The 24,934-nt window shown below is 67.1% G+C and carries 24 protein-coding genes; 10 read left to right on the top strand and 14 right to left on the bottom strand.

Annotated features, from left to right (window positions below):
* Positions 1-60: 60 nt before the first annotated feature.
* The 3 genes from AC07UH_RS03190 to AC07UH_RS03180 all read right to left on the bottom strand — a co-directional run bounded on the left by AC07UH_RS03190 (position 61) and on the right by AC07UH_RS03180 (position 5,634).
* Positions 61-741: a DUF1013 domain-containing protein gene (locus AC07UH_RS03190; RefSeq protein ID WP_038663640.1), complete on the bottom strand. Its 681-nt coding sequence runs from the start codon at positions 739-741 to the stop codon at positions 61-63.
* A 134-nt stretch (positions 742-875) separates the two neighbouring features.
* On the bottom strand, positions 876-3,263 hold the full coding sequence (locus AC07UH_RS03185) for a membrane-bound PQQ-dependent dehydrogenase, glucose/quinate/shikimate family (protein ID WP_495189854.1): 2,388 nt from the start codon (positions 3,261-3,263) through the stop codon (positions 876-878).
* Between the two features lie 505 nt (positions 3,264-3,768).
* Complete coding sequence (locus AC07UH_RS03180) at positions 3,769-5,634, bottom strand: M61 family metallopeptidase (RefSeq protein ID WP_495179369.1); 1,866 nt, start codon at positions 5,632-5,634, stop codon at positions 3,769-3,771.
* A gap of 213 nt (positions 5,635-5,847) precedes the next feature.
* Here AC07UH_RS03180 and AC07UH_RS03175 point away from each other — a divergent pair, with 213 nt between their 5' ends.
* Positions 5,848-7,506, top strand: coding sequence for a methyl-accepting chemotaxis protein (locus AC07UH_RS03175; protein ID WP_495179370.1), 1,659 nt, complete (start codon positions 5,848-5,850; stop codon positions 7,504-7,506).
* A gap of 389 nt (positions 7,507-7,895) precedes the next feature.
* On the opposite strand, the gene AC07UH_RS03170 is transcribed toward AC07UH_RS03175, so the two are convergent.
* The gene (locus AC07UH_RS03170) at positions 7,896-8,267 is read right to left on the bottom strand and encodes a hypothetical protein (RefSeq protein WP_495179371.1); all 372 of its coding nucleotides are present in this window, start codon (positions 8,265-8,267) and stop codon (positions 7,896-7,898) included.
* A 134-nt stretch (positions 8,268-8,401) separates the two neighbouring features.
* Here AC07UH_RS03170 and uvrA point away from each other — a divergent pair, with 134 nt between their 5' ends.
* The 5 genes from uvrA (at position 8,402) to AC07UH_RS03145 (ending at position 13,314) form a co-directional block, all read left to right on the top strand.
* The gene (uvrA, locus tag AC07UH_RS03165; RefSeq protein WP_495179372.1) at positions 8,402-11,308 is read left to right on the top strand and encodes an excinuclease ABC subunit UvrA; all 2,907 of its coding nucleotides are present in this window, start codon (positions 8,402-8,404) and stop codon (positions 11,306-11,308) included.
* Positions 11,309-11,478: 170 nt separating this feature from the next.
* A complete protein-coding gene (locus tag AC07UH_RS03160; protein ID WP_495179373.1) occupies positions 11,479-12,099 on the top strand; it encodes a hypothetical protein in 621 nt (206 codons plus the stop codon).
* Positions 12,100-12,138: 39 nt separating this feature from the next.
* A complete protein-coding gene (locus AC07UH_RS03155; protein ID WP_137897500.1) occupies positions 12,139-12,789 on the top strand; it encodes a hypothetical protein in 651 nt (216 codons plus the stop codon).
* Between the two features lie 73 nt (positions 12,790-12,862).
* Positions 12,863-13,039, top strand: a complete 177-nt coding sequence (gene relB, locus AC07UH_RS03150) for a type II toxin-antitoxin system RelB family antitoxin (RefSeq protein WP_137897501.1) — start codon at positions 12,863-12,865, stop codon at positions 13,037-13,039.
* A complete protein-coding gene (locus tag AC07UH_RS03145; RefSeq protein ID WP_137897502.1) occupies positions 13,036-13,314 on the top strand; it encodes a type II toxin-antitoxin system RelE/ParE family toxin in 279 nt (92 codons plus the stop codon). The genes relB and AC07UH_RS03145 overlap by 4 nt, the downstream gene beginning before the upstream one ends.
* Here the strand turns inward: AC07UH_RS03145 and AC07UH_RS03140 are convergent.
* Both AC07UH_RS03140 and AC07UH_RS03135 read right to left on the bottom strand, forming a co-directional pair.
* Positions 13,311-13,610 carry a BrnA antitoxin family protein gene (locus AC07UH_RS03140; protein ID WP_137897503.1) on the bottom strand — a complete coding sequence of 100 codons (300 nt, stop codon included), beginning with the start codon at positions 13,608-13,610 and terminating at the stop codon, positions 13,311-13,313. The two genes, AC07UH_RS03145 and AC07UH_RS03140, sit on opposite strands and share 4 nt — an antisense overlap.
* Positions 13,570-13,842 carry a BrnT family toxin gene (locus AC07UH_RS03135; RefSeq protein WP_137897504.1) on the bottom strand — a complete coding sequence of 91 codons (273 nt, stop codon included), beginning with the start codon at positions 13,840-13,842 and terminating at the stop codon, positions 13,570-13,572. The genes AC07UH_RS03140 and AC07UH_RS03135 overlap by 41 nt, the downstream gene beginning before the upstream one ends.
* Positions 13,843-13,976: 134 nt before the next feature.
* Here AC07UH_RS03135 and AC07UH_RS03130 point away from each other — a divergent pair, with 134 nt between their 5' ends.
* The 3 genes from AC07UH_RS03130 (at position 13,977) to AC07UH_RS03120 (ending at position 16,980) form a co-directional block, all read left to right on the top strand.
* Positions 13,977-14,690, top strand: coding sequence for a hypothetical protein (locus AC07UH_RS03130; RefSeq protein ID WP_495179374.1), 714 nt, complete (start codon positions 13,977-13,979; stop codon positions 14,688-14,690).
* A gap of 167 nt (positions 14,691-14,857) precedes the next feature.
* Positions 14,858-15,652, top strand: a complete 795-nt coding sequence (locus AC07UH_RS03125) for a class II aldolase/adducin family protein (protein WP_495179375.1) — start codon at positions 14,858-14,860, stop codon at positions 15,650-15,652.
* A 161-nt stretch (positions 15,653-15,813) separates the two neighbouring features.
* On the top strand, positions 15,814-16,980 hold the full coding sequence (locus tag AC07UH_RS03120) for an alpha-hydroxy-acid oxidizing protein (RefSeq protein WP_495179376.1): 1,167 nt from the start codon (positions 15,814-15,816) through the stop codon (positions 16,978-16,980).
* Here the strand turns inward: AC07UH_RS03120 and AC07UH_RS03115 are convergent.
* A complete protein-coding gene (locus AC07UH_RS03115; protein WP_495179377.1) occupies positions 16,970-18,118 on the bottom strand; it encodes a glutathionylspermidine synthase family protein in 1,149 nt (382 codons plus the stop codon). The two genes, AC07UH_RS03120 and AC07UH_RS03115, sit on opposite strands and share 11 nt — an antisense overlap.
* On the bottom strand, positions 18,115-18,498 hold the full coding sequence (locus AC07UH_RS03110) for a hypothetical protein (protein WP_052075818.1): 384 nt from the start codon (positions 18,496-18,498) through the stop codon (positions 18,115-18,117). The genes AC07UH_RS03115 and AC07UH_RS03110 overlap by 4 nt, the downstream gene beginning before the upstream one ends.
* A gap of 164 nt (positions 18,499-18,662) precedes the next feature.
* Between AC07UH_RS03110 and AC07UH_RS03105 the strand changes: the two genes are divergently transcribed.
* Complete coding sequence (locus AC07UH_RS03105; protein WP_038663662.1) at positions 18,663-19,166, top strand: Ros/MucR family transcriptional regulator; 504 nt, start codon at positions 18,663-18,665, stop codon at positions 19,164-19,166.
* A 68-nt stretch (positions 19,167-19,234) separates the two neighbouring features.
* On the opposite strand, the gene AC07UH_RS03100 is transcribed toward AC07UH_RS03105, so the two are convergent.
* From AC07UH_RS03100 to AC07UH_RS03075, 6 genes are all read right to left on the bottom strand, one after another.
* Positions 19,235-20,140, bottom strand: coding sequence for a flagellar motor protein MotB (locus AC07UH_RS03100; protein WP_038663665.1), 906 nt, complete (start codon positions 20,138-20,140; stop codon positions 19,235-19,237).
* Between the two features lie 3 nt (positions 20,141-20,143).
* Complete coding sequence (motA, locus tag AC07UH_RS03095; RefSeq protein ID WP_038663668.1) at positions 20,144-21,007, bottom strand: flagellar motor stator protein MotA; 864 nt, start codon at positions 21,005-21,007, stop codon at positions 20,144-20,146.
* Positions 21,008-21,236: 229 nt separating this feature from the next.
* Entirely contained in the window at positions 21,237-22,139 is a 903-nt protein-coding gene (gene flgL / locus AC07UH_RS03090; protein WP_137897510.1) for a flagellar hook-associated protein FlgL, read from the bottom strand.
* Between the two features lie 8 nt (positions 22,140-22,147).
* Positions 22,148-23,503 (bottom strand): flagellar hook-associated protein FlgK, encoded by a 1,356-nt coding sequence (flgK, locus tag AC07UH_RS03085; protein WP_038663673.1) that lies wholly within the window; start codon positions 23,501-23,503, stop codon positions 22,148-22,150.
* Positions 23,500-23,829 carry a rod-binding protein gene (locus AC07UH_RS03080; RefSeq protein WP_038663675.1) on the bottom strand — a complete coding sequence of 110 codons (330 nt, stop codon included), beginning with the start codon at positions 23,827-23,829 and terminating at the stop codon, positions 23,500-23,502. Before AC07UH_RS03080 ends, flgK begins: the two co-directional genes overlap by 4 nt.
* On the bottom strand, positions 23,826-24,923 hold the full coding sequence (locus AC07UH_RS03075) for a flagellar basal body P-ring protein FlgI (protein WP_081974435.1): 1,098 nt from the start codon (positions 24,921-24,923) through the stop codon (positions 23,826-23,828). The genes AC07UH_RS03080 and AC07UH_RS03075 overlap by 4 nt, the downstream gene beginning before the upstream one ends.
* Positions 24,924-24,934 lie beyond the last annotated feature (11 nt).

Genomic DNA, 24,934 nt, shown 5'->3' with positions numbered 1-24,934 from the left:
CTGTCCGTTCGCCCTGAGCCTGTCGAAGGGCAAACGGAGGAAGAGAAGCTTACCCCGACATCAGCGCTTGAACGGATCCTGGAACAGCGCCGCCGCGGCCGAGGCCGGGTCCTGATCCGCCACGTCGACGCCGCGCGCCGCCGCGTCGCGCTCGGCGCGCAGGCTGGCGATCAGCGCCTCGCGATCGCCCTCCAGCCGCGTGTCGGTCGGCGCGGCCTCGTTGCCCGACGCCTTCGACGCCTTGGCCACCGCCGCGTCGAGCTCGCGCTGCGTCGTCAGGCCCAGCGTCACCGGGTCCTTCGGCGTGATGTTGCCGATGTTCCAGTGGCTGCGGTCGCGGATCGCGGCGATCGTCGTGCGGGTGGTGCCGATCAGGTTGCTGATCGCGCCGTCGGTGATCTCGGGATGGTTGCGGATGATCCAGGCTATGCCGTCGGGCTTGTCCTGCCGCTTCGACACCGGCGTGTAGCGCGGGCCCTTGGTGCGGCGGACCTGCTCGGGACCCTTGATCATCTTGAGGCGATAGGCGGGATCGGCCTGGCCCTTGTCGATCTCGTCCTGCGTCAGCTCGTGCGCGCGGACCGGATCGCGCCCGGTCAGCTTCGAGGCGGCGGTATCGTCGGCGATCGCCTGCACCTCGAGGATGTGGAGGCCGCAGAAATCGGCGATCTGGTCGAAGGACAGCGACGTATTGTCGACCATCCAGGACGCGGTCGCATGGGGCATAAGGGGCTGGGCCACGGGTGAACTCCGTCGGATCTTTTGGGTCGGAAACAAATAGGGCCGCCCCTTACCGGAGCGGCCACGCCATAACCCCCTGTGTACCCCGCGCCGCTACGAAGGGCAACCCGAGTGTTCGGGTCGCCCTCCGACGATCATTTGGGCAAGGCGTAGGCGATGACATGATCGCCGAGCCTGGTGCCGAGCGAGCCATGCCCGCCCGCGACGACGACGACGAACTGCCGCCCGCTCGCCGTCGAGCGATAGGTCATCGGCGTCGCCTGCCCGCCCGCCGGCAGCCGTGCGCGCCACAGCACCTTGCCGGTGCGCGTGTCATAGCCGCGGACGTAATCGTCGATCGCCGCCGCCATGAACGCGACGCCGCCCGCGGTGGTGATCGGCCCGCCGAGCGACGGCACGCCGAGCTTGAACGTCAGCGGCAAGATCGTCTCGTCACGGATCGTGCCGTTCTTGTGCTCCCACACCTTCTTGCCCGTGGTCAGGTCGATCCCGGCGACATAGCCCCAGGGCGGCTGCTGGCACGGCAGGCCGGCGAAGGACAGGAACGGGTTCATGTCGACCGCGAACGGCGCGCCGGTATTGGGATTGTAGCCCGCCTCCTGCGACCCGCGGCGATCCGATCCGCCCGCCGGACCGCGCTCGTTCGGGCCGTCGGTATCGTCGGCGCGGGGCACCAGCCGGTCGACGAAGGCGACGTAATTGGGATGCGCGAAGATCACCTGCCGCACCGGGTCGATCGAGATGCCGCCCCAGTCCATCACCCCGAAATTGCCCGGGAACACCAGCGACCCGCGCAGCGACGGCGGCGTGAACGCGCCCTTATAGTCGAGCGACCTGAAGCGGATGCGGCACCACAATTGGTCGATCATCGTCGCCCCCCACATATCCTTCTCGCGCGCCGGCGCGGGCATCAGCGAGATCGCGGACAGCGGCTGCGTCGGCGAGGTATGATCGCCGGACGCGGCGCCCGCCGGCACCGGCGTCTCGGGGGCGGGGAAGATCGGCCGGCCGGTCCGCCGGTCGAGCACGAACAGATTGCCCGTCTTGGTCGACTGGACCAGCGCCGGCACCCGCCCACTCCCGGGCAGGTTCAGGTCGACCAGCGCGGGCTGCGCCGGCACGTCCATGTCCCACAGGTCATGGTGCACCGTCTGATAGACCCAGCGCGGTTTGCCGGTAGCGATGTCGAGCGCCAGTACCGAGGTCGCGAACCGCTCGGTTGTCGCCGGGCGATGCCCGCCCCATTGGTCGACCGCACCCATCCCCATCGGCAGATAGACGAGTCCCAGCGCCTCGTCGGCGGCGGGCGTGCTCCAGCTATTGGGCGACGACGGCGTGTATTGCCTGCCCGCGCCGAGCGGCGCGGTGTCGTTCGGGTTGCCCGGATCGAAATTCCAGACGAGCCTGCCCGACGCCGCGTCATAGCCGCGGATCACGCCCGAGGGCACTTTGGTGGCGATATTGTCGAACACCGCGCCGCCGGTGATCACCAGCCCGCGCGCGACGAGCGGCGCCGAGGTCACCTGATACCAGCCCTGGTTGTAATGCGGCTGGCCCGGCAGCAGGCTGACCGTGCCGCCTTGCCCGAAGCTGCGGCACAAGGCCCCCGTCCGCGGATCGAGCGCGATCAGCCGGCTGTCGTTGGTGGCGAGGAAGATCCGCTGCGGACAGTCGCCGACACTCGCGCCGGCGCGCGCGGCATCCCAATAGGACACGCCACGGCAGGTGAGATGCTGCATGTTCTTCGCAGACGTCGCGATCTTCGGATCGAAGCGCCAGCGCTCCTTGCCCGTCTCGGCGTCGACCGCGATCACCCAATTGTGCGGCGTGCATAGATAGACGGTATCGCCGACCTTGATCGGCGTCATCTCGTACGTCGTCTCGCCGGGATCGCCCGCGCGCTTGCGGTCGCCGGTCTGCAACTGCCACGCGACCTCGAGCTTGCCGACGTTCGCCGGCGTGAGCTGCGTCAGCGGCGAGAATTTGTCGCCGTACCAGCTCCGTGCATAGGCCTGCCAGTCGTCGTCCGGCACGCCGTGCAGATTGGCGGCGAGCGCGTTGCGCGGCCCGGGCAGCGTGCCGTCGAGGTTATGCACGTCGCGGGTCAGCGCCACCGCGCCGAACACCGCCGCCGCACCGAGCGCCACCGCCAGCGGCCCCGCCGCGCGCAGCCAGCCGGTGCGCGGCACCAGCCGCTTCACCGTCCACGGCAGCGCGAGCAACGCGCCGAAGATGAAGATCAGGTCGCCGCGCGGCACCAGCGGCCACCAGTCCGCGCCGATCTCCGCCCACGCCCAGACCACCGTCCCGATCACCAATGCGGCGAACACGTGCAGCGCCGCCGCATGCCGCCGCCACAGCAATACCGCCGTCGCCAGCATCGCCAGTCCCGCGACCGCATAGAACAGACTGCCGCCGAGCAGGATCAGCCACCCGCCGCCGACCAGATTGAGCACCCCGAACGTGCCGATGATCACGGCAAGGATATGGGGCCACCGGGCGGGATGGCGGGACTGGGACATGCGGCAACTCCGGTTCGTTCCTGACACTACCGCCGCGCCGCAGCAATGTTCCGTTACAATAACGATTTTGCAATGCGGTTCGCATGTCCGGGCTGCGGCGCGGCGGACGCGGAAAGGAGGGGCGCTAGCGTCGTTTTCGCCAGCGAATGCCGGGTCGAACGGCCACCGACAGCGAAAAGAGAATGGTTCACGCGAAGGCGCGAAGGCGCGAAGAAGACGGGATCATGCGGAGGCGTTGGGATGCCACCCGAGACACGCGCATCCCTCCCCACGAGCACGGCCCTGCCCACTCTTCGCGCCTTCGCGCCTTCGCGCCTTCGCGTGAACATATTGGCGCGCAGAGGCGCAGAGGACGCAGAGGCGCACGGTCGAACGCCCATCGCCCACATCGGTTGTAAGGATGCGCCTTCGGCGACGAAAGCGACACCTCTCTGTGCTCTCTGCGCTCTCTGCGCCTCTGCGCGCAAACCCCTTCTTCTCTCCGCGCCTCCGCGCTGCGTGACCCCTATTTGCCCAGCCAGCCTTCGCGGAACGCGAGTTGCGCCGGCGTCACCGCCACGCCAGCGGTCTCGCCGCGCACCACCTCGAACGACGGATCGGCAGCCAGTCGCAGCACCGCATCGCGCTCCACCCCGCGCTGGCGGAAGCGCACCGCGACGCGGTCGCCCGGCCTGTGCGCCGCCAGCACCGCCTGCGCCGCTGCGGCATCGCGCACCGGCGCGCCGTCGAGACTGAGCAGCACGTCGCCCCGCTCCAGCCCACCGGCATAGGCCGGCGCATCCGGCCGCGGCGCGTCGCCGACGCTTACGCCGCCCTCGCCATCGACGAGGCTCATTCCCGCCCAGCCGCGCGTCGCGTCGACGGGCCGGACCACCAGCCCCGCCTGCCGCAGCAGCGGCGCATAATCGGGCAGTCCGCTCGCATGCACGGACCCGTCGAAGAACGCCTTGGCGAAGGCGGGATCGCGCGTCAGCTCGGCCAGTCCCCGCTCGAGATCGGCAGGCGTATATTTCAGCTCGGTATCGCCGCGCGTCGTCCACAGATGGCGCATATAGGCATCGAGCGACAGCCCCGGATAGCGCTGCCGCAATTGCAGATCGAGCGCCAGCGCCACCACCGCGCCATAAGGATAATAGGACACGAAGATGTTCGGATTGACCTGGTCGATTGCCTTGGCGGCATCGACGAAGGGCGCGCGCAGGCTCATCTCCTCCGGCCCGCCGTAGCGCCGCGCCGGGCTGTTCACGACGCCGCTCAGCGTACCGCCCAGCCCGCGCAGGAAATCGTCGACGCTCATCTCGCCGGCGCGGCGGATCAGCAGCGGCCCGTAATATTGCGTGAAGCCTTCCGCGAACCACAAGGACGGCGTCGGATTGGCGCGGGTGAAGTCGAACGGTTCCAGTTCGGCCGGCCGCAGCCGCTCGACGTTCCAGCTATGCACGAACTCATGGCTCAACGTGTTGAGCTGCGCGAACTTCGCCTCGGCGAGCCCGCGCTTGTCGGTGATGATCGTCGAGTTGCGATGCTCCATGCCGTCGCCGGTGATCTGCGGCAGATAGTCGGCGATGAACGTATAGGTGCCGTAATCGTAGCGCGGCGCCTGTCCGAACAGCGCATAATGCTGCGCGATCACCCGCTTCACCTTGGCGGTATAGGTATCGAGATCGGCATCGCTGCCGGCGTGATGCACCGCGAGCCGCACGACATAGCTCTTGCCCAGCGCATCGGTGACCGGCCATTCGCGCATGGCGAAGTCGCTGATCTCGGTCGGGCTATCCATGAAATATTGCAGGTTCGGCGCCCAGAAGCTGTTCGCGCCCCTGGCGGCGGGAAGCTGCGTCGCGATCCGCCATTTGGGGTCGAACGGCGTGAAGCGCACGCGGATCGGCTGCGCGTCATAGCCCTCCGCCCACAGGAAGGTGGCGGGCATGTTGAGGTGCGCATGCGTCGTGTCGATCTGCGCATAGGTGCCGTCGCCCCAGTCGCCGAACAGGGTGTAGGTGACGACGACGGTGCCGTCGTGTCCGGCGACCGTCCAGCCATAGGGATCGCTGCGGATCAGTCGCAGCGGGCGCCCTTTGCCGTCCTTCGCCGACACCGCATAGACGTTCTTGGCGAATTCGTGGATCGCATAGCGTCCCGGCGACGAGCGTGCCATCCGCACGCGCAGCGGCCCCGCCGGCACCCGCGCGAAGGTCGCGGTGATCTGCGCCTCGTGATGCACCGCATTGGGGAAGGCGACGTCATACGCCGTGCCGGCGCGCGCGCCCGGATCCTGCGCCTGCTGCGCGACGACCGCCTGCGCCGCCGTCTGCGCCTGCGCGGCGGCGGCCGCGAGCGTTGCCGCGGCAATCGCCAAAACCGCCGTCACTCGTGCCGTTGCTCTCATCATCGTCCCCTTGCCGCTACCGCCGCGACGTCATGCCGCACCTATAACCATGCCGCTCCGGTCCGGTCCATTGCCGCTCGGCAGCACGCGTGAATCGCCCGGTCCGATATTTGCTCCCGAAGTATAAAGGCGCGATCCCGCGCCTCTATAATTGGTGGGGCGGCTGCTCTTTTCCGCCATCAGAGGGATAGACTCTTGCCGCTCCGCCGCTTCAACGTCCGCGTCATCGCGCCCCTGGTCGGCGCGATCCTGTTACTGTGGCTGCTGGCGGGCGTGACGTACCGCGAGGACCGTGCGCTGGAGGCGGCGAACGTCGCCGCACTGGAAGCGCAGGAGCGGGTGCTGGCCGTGACCGAGGTCCGTTCGGTTAGTCGCTCGCTGCAGCGCGACGCGCTCAACCTCATCACCGAAACCGATCCCGAGGAACGGGGGATCATCGTCCGGAAGTTCGACACACGCTCGCAGCAGATGCGCCAGATGTTGCGCGACCTCGAGGACACCAAGGCGCGCCACGTCCTGCCCGAGGATTATTTCCACCTGTCGCACACCGTCGTCGCCGCACTGGGCGAGGTCGCCGCCGAAGCGAACGCCGGCAACCGGTCCGATGCGTTGCGCCATCTGCGCGAAGTCGTCCGCCCCGCCGAACGGGCCGCTTCGAAGGTCGCCGACGCCCAGATCGATGCGATGACCGCAGAGGTCGCCGCGCTGCGCCACAAGGCCGCAGTCGCGCAACGCGCTGCGAACCGGACGCTCTTGGCCGCCGTGACCTTTCTCAGCCTGCTCGCGGTCGCGGTCGGGGCGCTGACCGAGATGATCCGTCGCGAGCAGGCCCGCCTCATCGTCCGCAGCATCGGCGGCGCGCTGCACAAGCTCGCCGGCGGCGATCTCACCGTACGGGTCGAAGGCGCCCTCGCCGGCGAGTTCGGCAAGCTTAAGAGCGATTTCAACCACGCCGCCGACGCTTTGGGGACGGCACTGGCCTCGGTCCGCCTCAGCGCCACCGATATCGCGTCCGGCGCGCAGGAATTGATGCAGTCGTCGAACGACCTGTCCCAACGTACCGAACGGCAGGCGACGAGCCTCGAGGAAACCGCCAGCGCGCTCCAGCAGCTCAGCGGCGCGCTGACCGACTCCGCCGGCAACGCCGTGCAGGTGCGCCAGGCGGTTTCGGAAGCGCATGTCGACGCCGAAAAGTCGGGCGACATGCTCAAGGACGCGGTCGCCGCGATCAACCGGCTCGAACAATTCTCCAACGAGATCGGTGAAATCCTCGTCGTCATCGACCGCATCGCCTTTCAGACCAACCTGCTGGCGCTCAACGCCGGGGTCGAGGCGGCACGCGCCGGCGAAGCCGGCAAGGGCTTCGCGGTCGTCGCGCAGGAGGTGCGCGCGCTTGCCGGACGGTCGGCCGAGGCCGCGATGGACGTCAAGCGACGGATCGGCCGCTCGGCCGAGCAGATCGGGCTCGGCGTCCGCTCGGTCGGCGACGTCGAGATCGCCCTCGGCCGGGTGATCGAGCGCGTCGGCAAGATGGCACTGCTGACCACCAACATCGCCGAGAACGTCGAACATCAGTCCCTCGCCTTGCAGCAGATCACCGCCGCGGTGGCCGAACTCGACAATGTCACGCAGCAGAACGCCGCGGTCGCCGAAGAAGAGACCGCCGCCGCCCGCAAGCTGGTCGACGAGACGCATGCGATGACCGACCAGATCGAGCAATTCCGCTTCACCGAATGGGAGGCCGCCAACGACCTCCTGCCCGAGCGCGACCGCCAGCCGCGTCGGGCATGGCGGCAACGCCCGGTCGACCTGACGCCACAGACGATCGTCCCGATCAAGCAAAGGCTGTCCTGATCCCTGCGGGGCCAGATCGACATTCCGTATCCCGGCCGATGATGAGCGCCGAAGCTTCGCTCTTCCGTCACCCCAAAGCGATCGCACAGGGGCGTTCGCACGAGCCCACCGTCTGCCAAGCCCACCCCGTCACCCCGGACTTGTTCCGGGGTCCACCCTGCGGCGAGGGATAAGGCTGGACGGGACACCATGCCGCACGGCCCGGCGGACGCCGGAACAGGTCTAGACTCTAAGACAATCCACATCAGCACAGTGCTCCTGCGAACGCAGGAGCCAAGAGCCAAGCAAAACAACGTCTTACGGCGTTCTTTTGGCAAAGGCCCCCGACAAAACCGCGGTGATGCACCCGGAGGGGTCAGGGCCGCGACACCACCGCATGCCGATCCGGCCTAGGCCTTCTTCCCCCCGAACAACCGGCCGAGCAGCGCCTCCGCCGCCTTGCCCACCGCATCGGCGATCGCCTGCGGATCGGGTTGCGTCTGCGTGCCCTGCGGCGGTTCGGGTGGACGCGGCGGCTCGGGTGCCGCCCCCGGCACCGGCGGCACCGGCCGCTCCCCCGCCGCCTCGCGCTTCGTCCGGCCCTTCGCCACCGCCGCGGTCGCCGCCGCGGCGGCCATCGTCAGCCCCGCCGCGAGCATCTCGCGCCCCTGCGGGCTGTTCGCTTTCTCCAGCAACGCCCCGCCCGCCTCGCGCAGCTCCTTGGGCAGGCGGATGCCGAGCACCTCCTTGGGGAGCTTCGCCTTCTTCGTCTTCTTGCCCATGCGCGGCCTCTCTGTCTGTGTGTCGCCGAGATAAGACACGCGCCGCGCGTTTCAACGTGGTGCTGGCGAAGCCTCCCGCGCGTTCCTACTTCCCGGACTAGCCCCAGACACAGAACAGAAGTAGAACCCGCCACATGCTGACCAAAATCACCGTCCGCGGCGCGCGCGAGCACAACCTCAAGGACGTCGACGTCGACATCCCCCGCGATACGCTGACGGTGATCACCGGCCTGTCCGGCTCGGGCAAGTCGTCCCTCGCCTTCGACACCATCTATGCCGAGGGCCAGCGCCGCTACGTCGAATCGCTCTCCGCCTACGCCCGCCAGTTCCTCGAGCTGATGCAGAAGCCCGACGTCGATCATATCGAGGGCCTGTCGCCGGCGATCTCGATCGAGCAGAAGACGACCAGCCGCAACCCGCGCTCGACGGTGGCGACCGTCACCGAGATCTACGATTACATGCGCCTGCTCTGGGCGCGCGTCGGCATTCCCTACAGCCCCGCGACCGGCGAACCGATCGCCGCGCAGACCGTCAGCCAGATGGTCGACCGCGTCCTCGCGCTGCCCGAGGGGACGCGCCTCTATCTGCTTGCCCCGGTCGTGCGCGGCCGCAAGGGCGAATATCGCAAGGAGCTCGCCGAATGGCAGAAGGCGGGCTTCACCCGCGTCCGCATCGACGGCGAGATCCACGAGATCGACGAGGCGCCCGCGCTCGACAAGAAATTCAAGCACGACATCGAGATCGTCGTCGACCGGCTCGTCGTGCGCGGCGATGCCGCGACGCGCCTCGCCGAGAGTTTCGAGACCGCGCTCAAACTCGCCGACGGCCTCGCCTATGTCGATCCCGCCGACCCCGTCGAGCCGCACACGCCCAAGTCGGAAGTGCTCGGCGACAACGCGCCTCCCGGCCGCATCGTCTTCTCCGAGAAATTCGCTTGCCCGATCAGCGGCTTCACCATTGCCGAGATCGAGCCGCGATTGTTCTCGTTCAACGCGCCGCAGGGCGCCTGCCCGGCCTGCGACGGGCTCGGCGAGAAACTGCTGTTCGACGAGGATCTCGTCGTCCCCAACCACGGGCTCAGCATCAAGAAGGGCGCCGTCGTCCCATGGGCCAAGTCCAACCCGCCCAGCCCCTATTATATGCAGGTCCTCGGCAGCCTCGCGCGCGAATTCGACTTCAGCCTCGACACGCCCTGGGCCGACCTGCCAGAGGCGATCCACGCGCTCATCCTGCACGGCAGCAAGGGCAAGCCGGTCACGCTGACCTTCGTCGACGGCAAGAAGGCGTATGACGTCAAGAAGCCGTTCGAGGGCGTCGTCGGCAACCTCAACCGCCGCCTGCTCCAGACCGAGAGCGCGTGGATGCGCGAGGAACTGTCCAAATACCAGAGCTCGCGCCCGTGCGAGGTCTGCCACGGCGCGCGCCTCAAGCCCGAGGCGCTGGCGGTCAAGATCGCGATGCGCGACATCGCCTATGCCACGCATCTCTCGGTGGTGGACGCGCTCGCCTTCTTCACCGACCTGCCCAACCATCTCGGCGACCAGCAGCGCGCGATCGCCGAGCGCATCCTGAAGGAGATCGTCGAGCGATTGGGCTTCCTCAACAACGTCGGCCTCGACTATCTCAACCTCGATCGCACCAGCGGCACGCTGTCGGGCGGCGAGAGCCAGCGCATCCGCCTCGCCAGTCAGATCGGCAGCGGCCTGTCGGGCGTGCTCTACGTGCTCGACGAACCCTCGATCGGGCTGCACCAGCGCGACAACGACATGCTGCTCGCGACGCTCAGGCGCCTGCGCGACCTCGGCAACACCGTGCTGGTGGTCGAACATGACGAGGATGCGATCCGCACCGCCGATTACGTCATCGACATGGGGCCGGGCGCCGGCGTCCACGGCGGCCAGATCGTCGCGCAGGGCACGCTCAAGCAAATCCTCAAGAGCAAGACGAGCATCACCGCCGACTATCTCAACGGCACCCGCCAGGTCCCGGTGCCGGCGAAGCGCCGCAAGGGCAACGGCAAGCAGCTCACCGTCCACAATGCGCGCGCCAACAACCTCACCGGCGTCACCGCGAGCATCCCGCTCGGCACCTTCACCTGCATCACCGGCGTGTCGGGATCGGGCAAGTCGAGCTTCACGATCGACACGCTCTATGCTGCTGCGGCGCGCGCGCTCAACGGCGCGCGCATCCTCGCCGGCAAGCACGACAAGGTCAGCGGCCTCCAGCATCTCGACAAGGTGATCGACATCGACCAGTCGCCGATCGGCCGCACCCCGCGTTCGAACCCGGCGACCTATACGGGCAGCTTCACGCAGATCCGCGACTGGTTCGCCGGCCTGCCCGAAAGTCAGGCGCGCGGCTACAAGCCCGGCCGGTTCAGCTTCAACGTCAAGGGCGGCCGCTGCGAGGCGTGCCAGGGCGACGGCGTGCTCAAGATCGAGATGCACTTCCTCCCCGACGTCTACGTCACCTGCGACGTCTGCCACGGCGCGCGCTACAATCGCGAGACGCTGGAGGTGAAGTTCAAGGGCAAGAGCATCGCCGACGTGCTCGACATGACGGTCGAGGATGCCGCGGAATTCTTCAAGGCGGTGCCGCCGATCCGCGACAAGATGGAGATGCTGGTCGAGGTCGGCCTCGGCTACGTCAAGGTCGGCCAGCAGGCGACGACGCTGTCGGGCGGCGAGGCGCAGCGCGTCAAGCTCGCCAAGGAACTCGCCCGCCGCGCGACCGGCAACACTTTGTACATCCTCGACGAGCCGACCACCGGCCTGCATTTCGAGGACGTCCGCAAATTGCTCGAAGTGCTTCACGCGCTCGTCGAGCAGGGCAATACGGTGGTGGTGATCGAGCACAATCTCGACGTCATCAAGACCGCCGACTGGGTGGTCGATCTGGGTCCCGAAGGCGGCGTCAAGGGCGGCGAGATCGTCGCGGTCGGCACGCCCGAAGTGGTCGCCAAGGAACCGCGGAGCTTCACGGGGAAATATCTCGCGCCGTTGTTGAAGGCGCGCGGCGGGGAGGCGGTGGCGGCGGAGTAACGCCCGCATTTCCCCAAAATTTTTGCGGCGATGCGCCATCGACGAATTTTGCGGATTTCTTCGTTAGATCAACGGGCAACGACAGGTGTTGGATTACGTAATCGCAGAGTAAGGTTCCAGGGCCGTCTCGATGTCACTTCCACGTCAAAAAGCGATGGGAAGGTGCTGCCATGACATTCGCAGCCTCTGTGTTCGCCGCTCTTTCGATCGCAACCTCCGCCACCGCGTCGTCCGAACCGCCACCGCCACCTGCCCTGCAGGCACTGGTCGTCTCATCCGATTATCAAGCAAATATCGCACGCCTGTTTTCGCAATTGCCGGCGCCTGTTTTCCAAAGGTGCCCGTCGTTGATATCGAAGGGCTCTACGGTGACGATGATCGAGCCGGTATCGTTCGCGCCGGATGGATATCCGACGTCCGGACTTTGGGAGCAAAGCTTCCCGGTAAGCGGGTGCGGTAACGATACGACGATCAACTTCTTTTTCCGAGCCCAGTCCGACGAGAAGATAACCAGTATCGTCGGAGTTCCGGGAGAAACCCATGCCGACGTGATATTGCAAAGCGATGCGGTCGGGATGATGGCAACGGCAGTGAAAGCTGCCGCCCCCAATTGCGAACAGATCACTGTGCAAGACAGCAAATATCTGGGACCGGTCGGAAAATCTCACAAGGCTTGGCAGGAAAGCTGGCTGCTCGCAGTTTGCGCCCGCCCCACCCACATAACGCTGACCTTCACGCCCGACGATACCGGCACGAAGATATTGGTATCGCCTGTTAAACAGATGCCGTGATCCGACCCGAGAAAGAAATCGAAACAAGCGGAACACCCTATGATCATTATGGCATTAGTGGCTCAGGTTGCGGCCACCCCGACGTTTGCAGAATTCAAACGTCTTGCTCCTTCGATCGCTGGCGATCTCGTGCTGCAAGGGCAAACACACGGCCGGATCGACTCCGTCATTGCTCCGGTCGGCGGGTTGATCGCTCCGGGCGTGGTTGAGGCAGAGCTCGTGGAACAGCCCGTCGCGACCGAGCGAGGATGTATTAGAAAACGTTGGGCCGTGAGTTTTAGCGCGCCACCCAGTGCGGATATCAATACCGCCACGCTCGCTCGTAGCCACAGCTCAACCGAGATAGGAATGCCGAGGCCGCACGGTTGTCGAACCGCATCCTATGCGCATCTCAATCCCGGTATCGATCAAGCGCAAGGGTTTCGTAGTTTGACGGCGCTGGAGCAGATACGCTTGGGCGCACGCAACCTCCGGTTTCAATGTTCCGATGAAACGTCATCCGGTCTTTGCCGGAATGACCGGACCATCCTCCGCGTGCTGAACACTCTGACGCCATGGGCAATATCGCGGGACGCAAACGATGTTCTCATCTGGCTAGGAACACCGGGTGGGATCGTCACCGAAGTCCGTTTCGACTTGGCGGAACCCAGCCGGGTTCGGGTAACGCGACATATACCCGCACCGTTCTGATCGGTCGGCCCGCCGCTTCGATGAAGGGCTTTCCGTTCTTCCGCCTTGGAGAGCAATGGAGTAAAACGGCATCATGACCGACCTCTCCCCCATCGAGTCGGAATTCACGACCACCGAAGAGGCCGCCGCCTATGACGTATGGTTCCGCGCCAAGGTCGAGAAGGCGATGGCGTCCACGGCGCCTAAAATCCCGCACGATCAGGTGATGGCGGGCATGTGGGAGATCATCGAGCGCGCCAAGGTCAAGTGACGCTTTCCGTCATCTGGGATCCGGATGCGCGCGCCGACCTGTACGAGATCACCAGCTACATCGCCGATCGCAATCCCGCGGCGGCGACACGGATCGGCCTAGCGCTCCAGCACGCCGCCGACCGCCTGCCCGATCACCCCTACATCCACCGCCCCGGCCGCATCGCCGGCACGCGAGAGGCGATCGTCCACCCCAATTACATTCTCGTCTATCGCGTCTCGATCCATGCGATCGAAGTGCTCGCCGTGCTCCACGCCCGGCAGCACTATCCCTAGAGCCCCACCGACCTCCGCAGCGCCGCATTCATCCGCCCCTGCCACCCCGGCCCATCGGCACGAAACCGCTCGACCACATCGGGGTCGAGCCGCAACGTCACCTGCTGCTTGGCATGGTCCCGGAGCGGCGGACGGCCGCGCACGACGCCGTTCGGGCCGAGATACCCCGTCGCCGGGCGAACGACCTCGCCGCCGATCCGCAGTTCGGCGATCTCGAACATTTCCTCCGTCCACTCCGGCGCGTCGTCGGCCGGATCAAGCAAGCTTCCGGCGGAATTTGGCGTGTTCTCGCTCATTGGCCTTCCTCATTGATATGACGCGACGGCCGCCTTCGGTCTCGGTCCAGATCACCACGACCATCCGCTCGTCCAACAGCCCGATCGTCGACCAGCGCGCCTCCGGATAATCGAACCGCTGGTCCTCGAATTCGAACACCGGCCCGTCGAACACCCGGGCGGCGTCGGCAAAGTCGAGCCCGCGGTCGACCAGTGTCGACGCACGCTTCCCGGGATCGAAGCTGATCTCCACATCCGCTCCTTTATGTAGCTACGTAAATCACCGCGTCAACGCATCACCCATGCATTATAGGCGCACCCAACCCCTGTCCTACACCCCCGCGCTTGGCATAGATCGTCGGTCCCCTGGACCGAATCGGAGGGACTATGGCCAAGCCGTTCAAACCCTGGAGCAAGGCACGTTGCGAACGTCAGCGCATCCGCGACGCGGAGCTGCGCGCGCTGAGCGACCGCGCGATCATGGCGGGGGTCGACGCGATCAACGCCGGCGAGGATGTCCCCGCCGCGATCGCCGCGGTCACCGGGCAGAAGCTCGACGCCGACGGCAATCGCGTGCGCGAGGACGATTTCTTCGAACCCCTGCTCCACCTGCGCCGCCAGCGGGTCGACGGCTGGAGCGCCGACACGCAACGTGCCTTCATCGGCGCGCTCGCCGACACCGGCTGCGTCAGCCACGCCTGCAAGGCGGTCGGCGTCCCCCGCAACAGCGCCTATGCGATGCGCCAGCGCGCGACGCACAGCGTCTTCGCGCTCGCCTGGGACGTGGCGATCCAGATGGGGCGCAAGCGCCTGCTCGACATCGCGATGGAACGCGCGCTGGAGGGGCAGGAGGTCGCGATCTGGTATCGCGGCGAACAGGTCGGCACGCGCATTGTCCACAACGACCGGCTGCTCACCTTCCTGCTGTCGCACAAGCCGGAGCCGGCGCATCCCAGGCTCGCGCCGCACGAACTCGCGGCGATGTTCCCGCGGCTGCTCGACCTCATCGACGTGGTCCAGCCGCATCCGGCGGCGCAGCGGCTCGCCGCGGACAAGGCGGCGGCCGAGGCGGCGGAGCAGGAGGAGGATGACGATTATTGAAACGATCGGCCGGGATCGTTTCCATCAAGGTGTCCATCTTGTCCACGTTGCCGCATTTTCGCCGCAATTCGGCGGCGGGGGACATGGCGCCGGAGGCTTGTCGGCGCAGCGTTTCCTGTCATCCTGCCGCGGAACGACAAGAGTCGCCACGACACGAGAGGACAGCCATGGCCACCAGTCTGCGCGAGCCCGCGCCCCCCGCCCCACCCAGCCTCCGCGACACGGTCAGCGCAGAGGAATGGGCGCTGCGCGTCGATCTCGCCGCCGCCTATCGGCTGGTCGCGCTCTACGGCTGGGACGATCTGATCTTCACCCACCTCTCGGCGCGCGTGCCGGGGCCGGAGCATCACTTCCTCATCAACCCGTACAATATGATGTTCGAGGAGATCACCGCCTCGTCGCTGGTCAAGATCGACATCGACGGCAACACCGTCTCGGACAGCCCGGCGCCGGTCAATCGCGCCGGCTTCGTCATCCATTCGGCGATCCACGCGGGTCGCGAGGATGCGGCGGCGGTGCTTCATCTCCACACGCCGCACGGGCAGGCGGTGTCGGCGATGGCCGAGGGGCTGCTGCCGCACACGCAGACCGCGATGATCGCCGGCCACGACGTCGCCTATCACGACTTCGAAGGCATCGCGACCGAGCTCGACGAGCGCGAACGGCTGGTCGCCGATCTGGGGGCGCGGCACACGATGATCCTGCGCAACCACGGCACGCTCACCGTTGGCGCGAGCGTCGCCGAGGCGTTCCTGCGCATGTATTTCCTCGAACGCGCCTGCGAGGCGCAGATCCTGATGCTCAGCGCCGGCCGCGCGGGGCTCAACAATCCCAATCAAGGCGTCGCCGAGAAGGTCGAGCAGCAATCGACCGGCCCCGGCATGGCGATGCTCGCCCGCGGCCTCGCCTGGCCCGCGCTGCTCCGCAAGCTCGACCGGCGCGACCCCTCCTATCGGGAGTGACGATGATCGCGCGAAGGCGCGAAGACGCGAAGAGGTCCCGAGCGGCGCAGCCTCTCGCCTCGTGATGAAGGCGGGACATCGCCGCCCCCGCAACACCTTCGCGTCTTCGCGTCTTCGCGTGAATCCCCTTCTGCGCCGAGGCGCATCATCGAGGCGAGGCCATGCCCCATTACGGCGACTATCAGAATGCGATCTACGGCGCCGGCCTCGCCGGGGTGGTGCCGAAAGTGCCGGTCGATTTCGCCACGCTGGAGGCCCGCGCGCTCGCCGCGCTGCCGCCGTCGGTGCGCGACTATGTCCAGGGCGGCTGCGGCGACGAACATACCCAGCGCACCAATGCCGAGGCGTTCCGCCACTGGGGCATGACGCCGCGGATGATGGTCGATGGCGCGACGCGTGACCTGTCGGTGCGGCTGTGCGGCCTCACGTTGCCGAGTCCGGTGTTCATGGCGCCGATCGGCGTCACCGGCCTGTGCACACCCGACGGCCACGGCGACCTTGCCGCCGCGCGCGCCGCCGCGGAGACGGGCGTGCCGCTGGTCGCCTCGACCCTGTCCAACGACCCGCTCGAGGCGGTCGCGGCGGCGAGCGGCGCCACCCCCGCGCTGTTCCAGCTCTACACGCCCAAGGATCGCGACCTCGCCGCCAGCCTCGTCGCGCGCGCGGAAGGCGCGGGCTACAAGGCCATCGTCGTGACGCTCGACACCTGGGTCACCGGCTGGCGCCCGCGCGATCTCAACACCGGCAATTTCCCGCAATTGCGCGGCGCCGTGCTCGCCAATTACTTCAGCGACCCGGTGTTCCGCGCGATGCTCGCCGTGCCGCCGGAGCAGGACCCCGCCGCCGCGATCCGCCAGTGGATGGGCGTGTTCGGCAAGGTCCTCACCTGGGACGACATGCCGTGGCTGCGCGCACTGACCAAGCTGCCGCTGATCCTCAAGGGCATCTGCCACCCCGACGACGCGCGCCGCGCGATCGATGCCGGTGCCGACGCGATCTATTGCTCGAACCACGGCGGGCGGCAGGCGAACGGCGGCATTGCCACGATCGACCTGCTCCCCGACGTCGTCGCCGCGGCGGGGGCGACGCCGGTGCTGTTCGATTCGGGCATCCGCTCGGGCACCGACGTGGTCAAGGCGCTGGCGCTCGGCGCGACCGCGGTCGGCATCGGCCGTCCCTATAGCTACGGTCTCGCGCTCGACGGCGCGGCGGGCTGCGCGCACGTGCTGCGCTGCATCCTCGCCGAGGCCGACCTGCTGATGGCGGTCAACGGCTGGCCGACGATCGCCGCGGTGCGCAAGGCGGGCGCGCGGCGGCTCACCGCGTGACGATATGCGGCACGAAGCGCGCAGTGTTGCCGGTGATCAGCCCGTCCTCGCGGATGCCCATCCCGACGGGTTCGCCGTCGACCACCCAGCTGCCGATCACCGGGAAACAGCCCGGCGCCGGTTCGGGCAGGCGATAGATCGCCTGATAGACATAGCCTTCGTCGCCATAGTCCCCCGCCGCCTCGGCGACGATCCGCCCGCCGCGGCGGATCGAGACGTTGGCGCCCTCGCGCGACAGCAACGGCTTGGCGACCGCATCGCCGTCGGGAATGTCGAAGCCGGCCGGCAGCAGATTGGGATGATCGGGGAACAGCGCCCACAGCACCGCGAGCACGCCCTTGTTGCTCCAGATCATCTTCCACACCGGCTCGATCCACGTCGTGCCGCCCGCCGCCAGATCCTCGACCAGCATGTCGGCGAACGCCTCGTTGGCGAGCCATTCCCACGGATAGAGTTTGAACATGGCATCGATCGGTTCTGCCGCGTCGTCGACGAAGCGGCGGCGTTCGTGGTCCCAGCCGATCGTCTCGACCGCCATCGCCACCGTCTCGAACCCGGCCGCCGCCGCGGTGTCGCGCAGATAGGCGATGGTGACGCCATCCTCGCCCACCTCGTCGGCGGCATGCGCGAAATGGACGCGGCCCGGCAGATGGTCGGCAAGGTCGCGCCACTTCGCCACCAATGCCTCGTGCAGGCCGTTGAACTGGTCGGCGGCGGGGAAACAGTCTTCCTTCCAGCTCCACTGGATCACCGCCGCCTCCAGCAACGAGGTCGGCGTATCGCAATTGAACTCGAACAGTTTCGGCGGCGACGCGCCGTCGTAGCCGAGGTCGAACCGTCCGAAGTTGAGCGCCGGCGGCTCCGCCTCCCACGCGTCGCGGATCGGCCGGTGGAAGGCGCGCGGGATGCCGAACCGGTCGAGCAGCCCGCGGTCGCCGACGATCGCCTCGCCGGCGGCGAGGAACAGGCGGTAGAGTTCGGCGGTCGCCGCCTCGATCTCGGCGATCTGCGCCGCGGCGAAATGATAGCAGACCGATTCGTCCCAATAGGGGCGGCCGTCGGCGGTATGCCAGATCAGCCCCTCCGCCTCGACCTTCGCCTGCCAGTCGGGCCGCGGCGTCAGCGTGGTGCGGATCACGAGCGACCGCTCCCGAAACTGCGCGCCGACGCGCCGAAGCCGCCGCGACTGATCGCCCCGGCGCGCGTTACCTGCGTCGCCGCGGGCGCGAAGCGATACGCCCGACCCGGCGCCCGCGCATACGAGCCGCCGCCGACGCGCTCGCCATAAGGCGGGATCATCGCGTTGCGCGCGAGGAAGTACCACAGGAACGGGCTGACTCCGCCGGCATGGCTCTGGCGCGCGCACTGGCTGTCGGCGACGCGGTTGCCGCTGCGATCGGTGCACACCGCGGTATCGCCCTGCGCGACCCAGCCGTCGGCATCGTCGCGCGACTTGCCGCAGCCTGCCGCCAGCAACGCGGCCGCCAGCGCCGTCGTGAACTTCAGCTCGTGCCTCAACATGTCCTCCGGTCGGCCGATCTTGGCTGTTGCTGGAGTATGACGCAGGAAATCGAATAGGGTGAGCGTCTTTTTTACGATCCAAAAAAGCACAGCACTGCGGATCATCCGCTTGACGGTTGGTTTCCCCGGCGTACGGCTGCCATTGGTCAAAGGAGCAAACTATGACTGACGAATCCACCGATCTGAACGCCGTTGAACTAGCAACCGAATTGACGATTGCTTGGCTCGGCAACCCCAACACCCGTACTTCCGCCGATGAGGTTCCGGCCTTTCTCGGAAAGATGCACGACACCGTCTCCGCACTGCTTGGCGCCAGCGGTGCGGCACCGGAAGCGCAGCCCGCGACTGAATATACCGCCGCGGTCTCGGCGCGGAAGTCGCTGGCGTCGAAGGATCACATCATCTCGATGATCGACGGCAAGCCCTACAAGACCTTGCGTCGTCATCTCGCGACGCACGGCATGACGCCGGCGGAATATCGCGAACGTTATGGCCTAAAGGCCGATTATCCGATGGTCGCGGAGAATTATTCGGAGAGCCGCCGCGCCATGGCGAAGAAGATCGGCCTCGGCCGCAAGCCCGGTGCGCGCAAGGCCGAAGGGGGCGCCGAGGGCGCCGCAGCGGCGCGGCGCGGCCGCAAGTCCGCGGACGCCGTCGAGGCCTGACGCCGACGGGCAGGCGAGCGGCGCGCGACGACCCGATCGGTCGCGCGCCGTTTCGCCCCGCCGTCCGGTTACTGCCCGAACGTACCCTGGCGATAGAGCAGGGTGATCGCGACGCGGCGATTGCGCGGGTCGCCGGGATCGCTGGTGATGATCGGCTCGCGATCGGCGACGCCCTCGATCCGCTCGAACCGCGTCTCGGGGATGCCGCCGAGTGCCAGCCGCCGTCGCGTCGCCTCGGCCCGGCCGGACGAGAGCATCCAATTGTTCATCGCGCGCGGATCGCCATAGGGCACGCTGTCGGTATGGCCGCGGATCATGATCGTGTTGGGCGTTCCCGCGATCGTCCCGGCGATCATGCCGATCAGCTCGGACGCCTTGGCATCGAGCGCGGTCGTGCCGAGCGCGAACATCGAATAATCGGCATTGTCGACCAGATCGATGCGCAGCCCGTCCTGCGTCGGCACGAAGCGGATATGGTCGGCCATCTTCGAGAGCCGCGGCGAGGCCTTGATCTGCTTTTCGAGCTGGGTCTTGATCGCCTGGAACGCCTGCTTGTCCAATTGCATCGCGGCCGGGTTGCGCAGCGACCCCTTGTCGCCCGTGCCGCTTTTCTGCCCGCCCGACATGCTCATCGGGATGCCGATCGAGGCGATCGGCGCCGACGCCGCACGCGGCCCGAGCTTGTTGTTGCTGAGGATCGATTCCCCGCCGAGCACGCCGTTGCCGCCGAGGCCGGTCATCTTCTTGTCGAGCAGGGTCGGCGCGAAATAGTCGGCGATACCCTTGCGCTGCTTCTCGGTCGTCGCGCCGAGCAGCCAGAGCAGCAGGAAGAAGGCCATCATCGCAGTCACGAAGTCGGCATAGGCGACCTTCCACGCGCCACCGTGATGGCCGGCATGGCCACCATCGATGATCTTCTTGACGATGATGATCTTGGGCGGCTGGTTGTTGCCGTGCGGCGCGGCGCGGGCCATCGCTTATTTGCCCCGCAGGCCGTCGAAGACCTCGGCGAAGCCGGGCTGGTTCTTGTGCGCGATTCCGGACCGTGCCGCCTCGATCACCAGCGGCTGCGGATGGCCGTGCAGCGAGGCGATGATGATCTGCTTGACCACCATGTAGATCGCGGCATCCGCGTCGAGTACCTGCTTGAGCCGCCCGGCGAGCGGCGAGACGATGCCATAGGCGAGCAGCACGCCCATGAACGTGCCGACCAGCGCCGAACCGATCATCCCGCCGAGCACCGACGGCGGTTTGTCGATCGAACCCATCGTCTTCACGATGCCGAGCACCGCGGCGACGATGCCGAGCGCGGGCAGCGAATCGGCGAGGCTGTTGAGCGTCGTATGCGGCCCCTCGACCTCGTGGTGATGCGTCTTGATCGAATGGTCCATCACCTCCTCGACCGCATGGACGTCGAGCGTCCCCGACGAGACGACGACGAGGCGCAGCGTATCCGCGATCAAATTGACCAGCGTATGGTCGGCGAGCAGGCGCGGATATTCGCTGAACACCGCCGACGACTTGGGGTCCTCGACATGCGGCTCGAGCGCGATCGGACCGTCCATGCGCAGCATCTTCATCAGCTTGCTGACGAGAAAGATGACGTCGAGATAATCCTGCTTCTTGTATTTGGGGCCCTTGAACACCTTGGCGAGGCCGCTGCCCACCGCCTTCAGCTCAGTGCCGGAATTGCCGATGATCAGCGCGCCGGCCGCGGCGCCGCCGATGATCAGCATCTCGTGCGGGATTGCCTCCATGACCGGCCCGAGCGCGCCGCCGGTGATGGCGAAGCCGCCGAACACCATGGCGAGAAGAACGACGAGACCGATGGCAGGAAACACTGTGGGAAACCCCCGTTGCGCCGGCCAGCCGGCAATCCGATACGACCGGATTAACCGCACTTCCTAGATAAGTGGTTACCGGCCGAGTGAGTTTGTTTGGTGGCGCGGATCGCGCAACGGGCGCGCCTGCTTCCGGCGACCGCCGGAAGCCCTGTTCCAGAGCGCGCCAACGCGCCGCACCGACGCCACGGATCGCGGCACCGGTGGTGGCGAAGGTCGGAGATGCCGCCTATTTGATGTAGTCGAACAGCGAGAGGCTCGACAGCTTGCTGAAGCTGGCCTGCGAGGCCGACAGCGCGGTCATCATCTGCTGGAGCTGCACGACCGCGTCGGTCATGTCGACCTGTTCAAGCTTGCCGCGCAATTCGGTGCGATCGGTATTGGCGGTGACCAGCAACTGCTGTTGCAGGTCGACGCGCGCCCCGCGCGCACCGACCGAGGCCGAGACGTCGGCGACCTGGTTGACCGCCTGGCCGATCTGGTCGAGCGCGCTGCTCACCGTCGCCGAGACGTCGCCGCCCGCGTTGAGCGTGGTGGCGAGCTTGCTCAGCATCGCCAGCGTGTTGTCGCTGCCGCCGGCGAGCGAGAAGATGCGCTTGGCGCTTTCGGTCGCCTGCACGCTCTGGCCGTCGGCGATCGGCACTTCCGACACCTGCACGTCGGGCGGGAAGGTGAAGGTGCCGTCCTTGTTGTCGACCACCGCCAGCCCGCCCGATGCCGAGCCGAACAACGGCTGGCCGCGGACGTTCTTGGTGTTGGCGAGGCCGACGAGCGACCCGACGATCGAATTGAGCTCGGTCGCGATGATCTTGCGCGTCGCATCGGTCTGCGTGCCGTTCGCCGCCTGCGTCGCCAGTTCGGTCGCGCGGGTGAGCTGCGTGCTGATCTGGCTGAGCACGCCATCCGCCTGATCGAGCAGCGAGCCGGCGAGCGTGATGTTGGTGCCGTAGACCGCGGCATCGGCATCCTTGCGGTCGAATTCGGCGAGCTGCTGCGCGGCGGCGGGATCGTCCGACGGCTTCAGGATCTTCTTGCCGGTCGAGATCTGCGTCTGCAGTTCCGACGCACGCTCGCTCATCTTCGAGAAACGGCTCGAAGCATTGGCGTAGAAGAGGCTGGTGGAGATCTGCATGGCGGGCCCTAGCGGATATCGAGGATGGTCTGCATCGTCTCGCGCGCGACCTGGATCACGCGGCCCGACGCGGCATAGGCCTGCTGGAAGCGCATCAGATCGACCGCTTCGGCATCGAGGTTGACGCCCGTCGCAGTCGACAGCGCCGTCGTCGCGCCATCGCGGATCGCCGCCTGTGCGTCGGCGATCGTGTTCTTCTGCTTGTAGGCGGTGGCGTTGTCGGTGACGAGCGCGGTCAGCGAGGTCTCGAAGCCCTTGCTGACCCGGGTCGCCTCCAGCGCGGTGAGGTTGGACGAGTCGCGCACGCCGCCGCCCTGTGCAGCGGCGATCTTGCCCGCGGCGATCTGGCTGCCCGTGAAGGTCGCCGAGATGCTGACGTCGGTCGGTTTCGCGCCGGTGGTGAACATCGCGACGCCCTGCGCGCCGGTCTGGTCGAGTCCCGCCGCCTGATTGTCGTTGACCGCACCGACGAAGCTCTTGGCGACCGCGTCCAGCTCCTGGCGGATCGCGGCGACGCGCTCGGCACCGTCGACGATCCCGGCGATCGAGCCGCCGGTCGCGCCGATCTGGTTCTTGACCGCACCGACGGTGACTGAGAAGGCGATCTTGCCGTTGCTGTCGCGATCGTAGGAAATCATGCCGCTGTTGACGCCCTGCACGAAGGCGGGGCCGGTCGAGCCGGCGAAGCTGACCGTGGCGCGACCGATCGCGTCGGTCCGGCTGGTGATGTCGGCGATGCCGCTCATCTGCGAGAGGATGTTGTCGCGCTGGTCCATCAGCTGCGCGGCGGCGGTGCTGCCGAGCTGGGCACGGCTGATGCTCTCGTTAATCTTGGCGAGCGAGTCGCCCAGCGACGTGAGCGTCTGCGCCGCCTGGTTGCCGGCGCTGTCGATATCGGCATCGACCTGATCGAAGGCCTTGCCGGTCGCGGTGAAGGCGATGCCGGCGGAGGCGGCGGCGCTCATCATGCCGGTGCGCAGCGCGGTCGAATTGGGTTCGGCGGCGAGGCTCTGCGCCGACGCGAAGAAGGACGTGACGCGCGAGGTCAGCGCATTGCCGGTCAGCGCGCCCTGGATGCGGTCGAGCCAGTCCGCGCCACCCGTGGTGCGGGCGAGATCGCTGGTCGAGGCGCGCAGCGCGGCACTGGCGTAGACGTTGGACGACCGGTTGATCCCGGTCATGACGACGCCGTTGCCGGCACCATAAGGATTGGTCGAACCGCTGCCGCCCGCGACCTCGGCGACGTTCACCGTGCGGCGGGTATAGCCGGGCGAGTTCACGTTGGCGATATTCTCGCCGACCGTGGCCAAGGCGCTCTGATAGGCGCGGACGCCCGAGGCGCCGATCGACAGCAAGTCGCTCATTTCGGCGGATCTGCAACAGAAGCATTAAGATCGGATTGCGACTTGGCGAGAAAGGCGGTCATCGCCTTGCCGATGCCGAGCGGCGTCGTCTCCGCCATCGACTGGGCGACGCGCGCGTCCTGCATCTCGCTGAACGTGTCGATCGCCTTCGAATCGAACAACGGATCGGCGAGCTTCGCCTGGCGCATGCTCTTGAGCATCATGCCGGTGAACACCGCCTCGAACTTCTCGCCCGCCTTCTTGAGGTTGTCGGCGGACTTAAGCCGCGACGTATCGGTCGAGATGCCGCCGGTGGCCGCAATCGGGGTGGTGCCGAGCGTCGTCATAGCACGATCAGCTCCGCCTTGAGGCTGCCGGCCTCCTTCAGCGCTTCGAGGATCGCGACGAGATCGGCGGGCGAGGCACCGATGGCGTTCACCGCCTTGACGATGTCCGCGAGCTTCGGGCCGGGGTTGATGAGGAACATCGGCTTCTTCTCCTCTTCGATCGACACGTTGGACTTCTTCTCCAACGCGGTCTGACCCTGGCTGAACGGCGCCGGCTGGCTGATCCGCTGGTTCTCGTCGATGCGCACGGTCAGCTTGCCGTGCGTCACCGCGGCAGGCCCCACCCTGACCGCAGAATTGATAACGACCGTTCCGGTGCGCGCATTTACAATTACTTTTGCGGACGGCTCGGCGGAGGTCGCATCGAGGTTCTCGATCGTCGACATCAGCGTCGCGCGCACGTCGGCACCCTGCGGCGCACGGACCGCGACCGAGACGCCGTCGATCGCCTGCGCGGTGCCGAAGCCGAACTTGGCGTTGATCGCCTGCGCGACGTTCTGCGCGGTGGTGAAGTCGGACCGCGCGAGGTTGAAGGTCAGCATCGGCGAGGAGTCGAACCCGGTGGCGACCGCGCGCTCGACCGTGGCGCCTTCGGGGATACGCCCCGTCGAGGGGACGTTGACGACGATCTTCGAACCGTCGGCACCTTCCGCGCCGAGGCCGCCGACCGCGAGATTGCCCTGCGCCATCGCGTAGATCTGGTTGTCGGCACCGAGCAGCGGGGTCAGCACGAGACTGCCGCCGCGCAGCGACTTGGCCTTGCCCATCGACGCGACGGTGATGTCGAGCCGCTGCCCCGGCTTGGCGAAGGGCGGCAGTTCGGCGGTGATCATCACCACCGCGGCGTTCTTCATCCCCGGATTGGCACCCGGCGGCAGTTGCAGGCCGAAGCGCGACGCAACCGCCTTCAGCGACTGGACGGTATATTCGAGATTGTCGTCGCCGGTGCCGGGCAGGCCGACCACCACGCCGTAACCGGTGAGCTGGTTCGAGCGGATGCCCTGGAAGCCGCCGAGGTCCTTGATCCGGTCCGCCGAGGCGGGCGCGGCGAACGCGAGCGTGGCGATCAGCGAGGCGAGAAGAAAACGGATCATGGCGGACACTC

The organism is Sphingomonas sp. GW821-FHT04B01 (assembly GCF_059420425.1).
This window is presented reverse-complemented; position numbering and strand designations above follow the sequence as displayed.

Coding starts and splice junctions, on each gene's coding strand:
- relB (WP_137897501.1), top strand. CDS start 12,863: ATGACCGACCTCTCCCCCATCGAGTCGGAATTCACGACCACCGAAGAG.
- AC07UH_RS03140 (WP_137897503.1), bottom strand. CDS start 13,610: ATGAGCGAGAACACGCCAAATTCCGCCGGAAGCTTGCTTGATCCGGCC.
- AC07UH_RS03075 (WP_081974435.1), bottom strand. CDS start 24,923: ATGATCCGTTTTCTTCTCGCCTCGCTGATCGCCACGCTCGCGTTCGCC.
- AC07UH_RS03125 (WP_495179375.1), top strand. CDS start 14,858: ATGGCCACCAGTCTGCGCGAGCCCGCGCCCCCCGCCCCACCCAGCCTC.
- flgK (WP_038663673.1), bottom strand. CDS start 23,503: ATGAGCGACTTGCTGTCGATCGGCGCCTCGGGCGTCCGCGCCTATCAG.
- AC07UH_RS03080 (WP_038663675.1), bottom strand. CDS start 23,829: ATGACGACGCTCGGCACCACCCCGATTGCGGCCACCGGCGGCATCTCG.
- AC07UH_RS03155 (WP_137897500.1), top strand. CDS start 12,139: ATGATCATTATGGCATTAGTGGCTCAGGTTGCGGCCACCCCGACGTTT.
- AC07UH_RS03100 (WP_038663665.1), bottom strand. CDS start 20,140: ATGGCCCGCGCCGCGCCGCACGGCAACAACCAGCCGCCCAAGATCATC.
- AC07UH_RS03185 (WP_495189854.1), bottom strand. CDS start 3,263: ATGTCCCAGTCCCGCCATCCCGCCCGGTGGCCCCATATCCTTGCCGTG.
- AC07UH_RS03130 (WP_495179374.1), top strand. CDS start 13,977: ATGGCCAAGCCGTTCAAACCCTGGAGCAAGGCACGTTGCGAACGTCAG.
- uvrA (WP_495179372.1), top strand. CDS start 8,402: ATGCTGACCAAAATCACCGTCCGCGGCGCGCGCGAGCACAACCTCAAG.
- AC07UH_RS03120 (WP_495179376.1), top strand. CDS start 15,814: ATGCCCCATTACGGCGACTATCAGAATGCGATCTACGGCGCCGGCCTC.
- AC07UH_RS03105 (WP_038663662.1), top strand. CDS start 18,663: ATGACTGACGAATCCACCGATCTGAACGCCGTTGAACTAGCAACCGAA.
- AC07UH_RS03170 (WP_495179371.1), bottom strand. CDS start 8,267: ATGGGCAAGAAGACGAAGAAGGCGAAGCTCCCCAAGGAGGTGCTCGGC.
- AC07UH_RS03160 (WP_495179373.1), top strand. CDS start 11,479: ATGACATTCGCAGCCTCTGTGTTCGCCGCTCTTTCGATCGCAACCTCC.
- flgL (WP_137897510.1), bottom strand. CDS start 22,139: ATGCAGATCTCCACCAGCCTCTTCTACGCCAATGCTTCGAGCCGTTTC.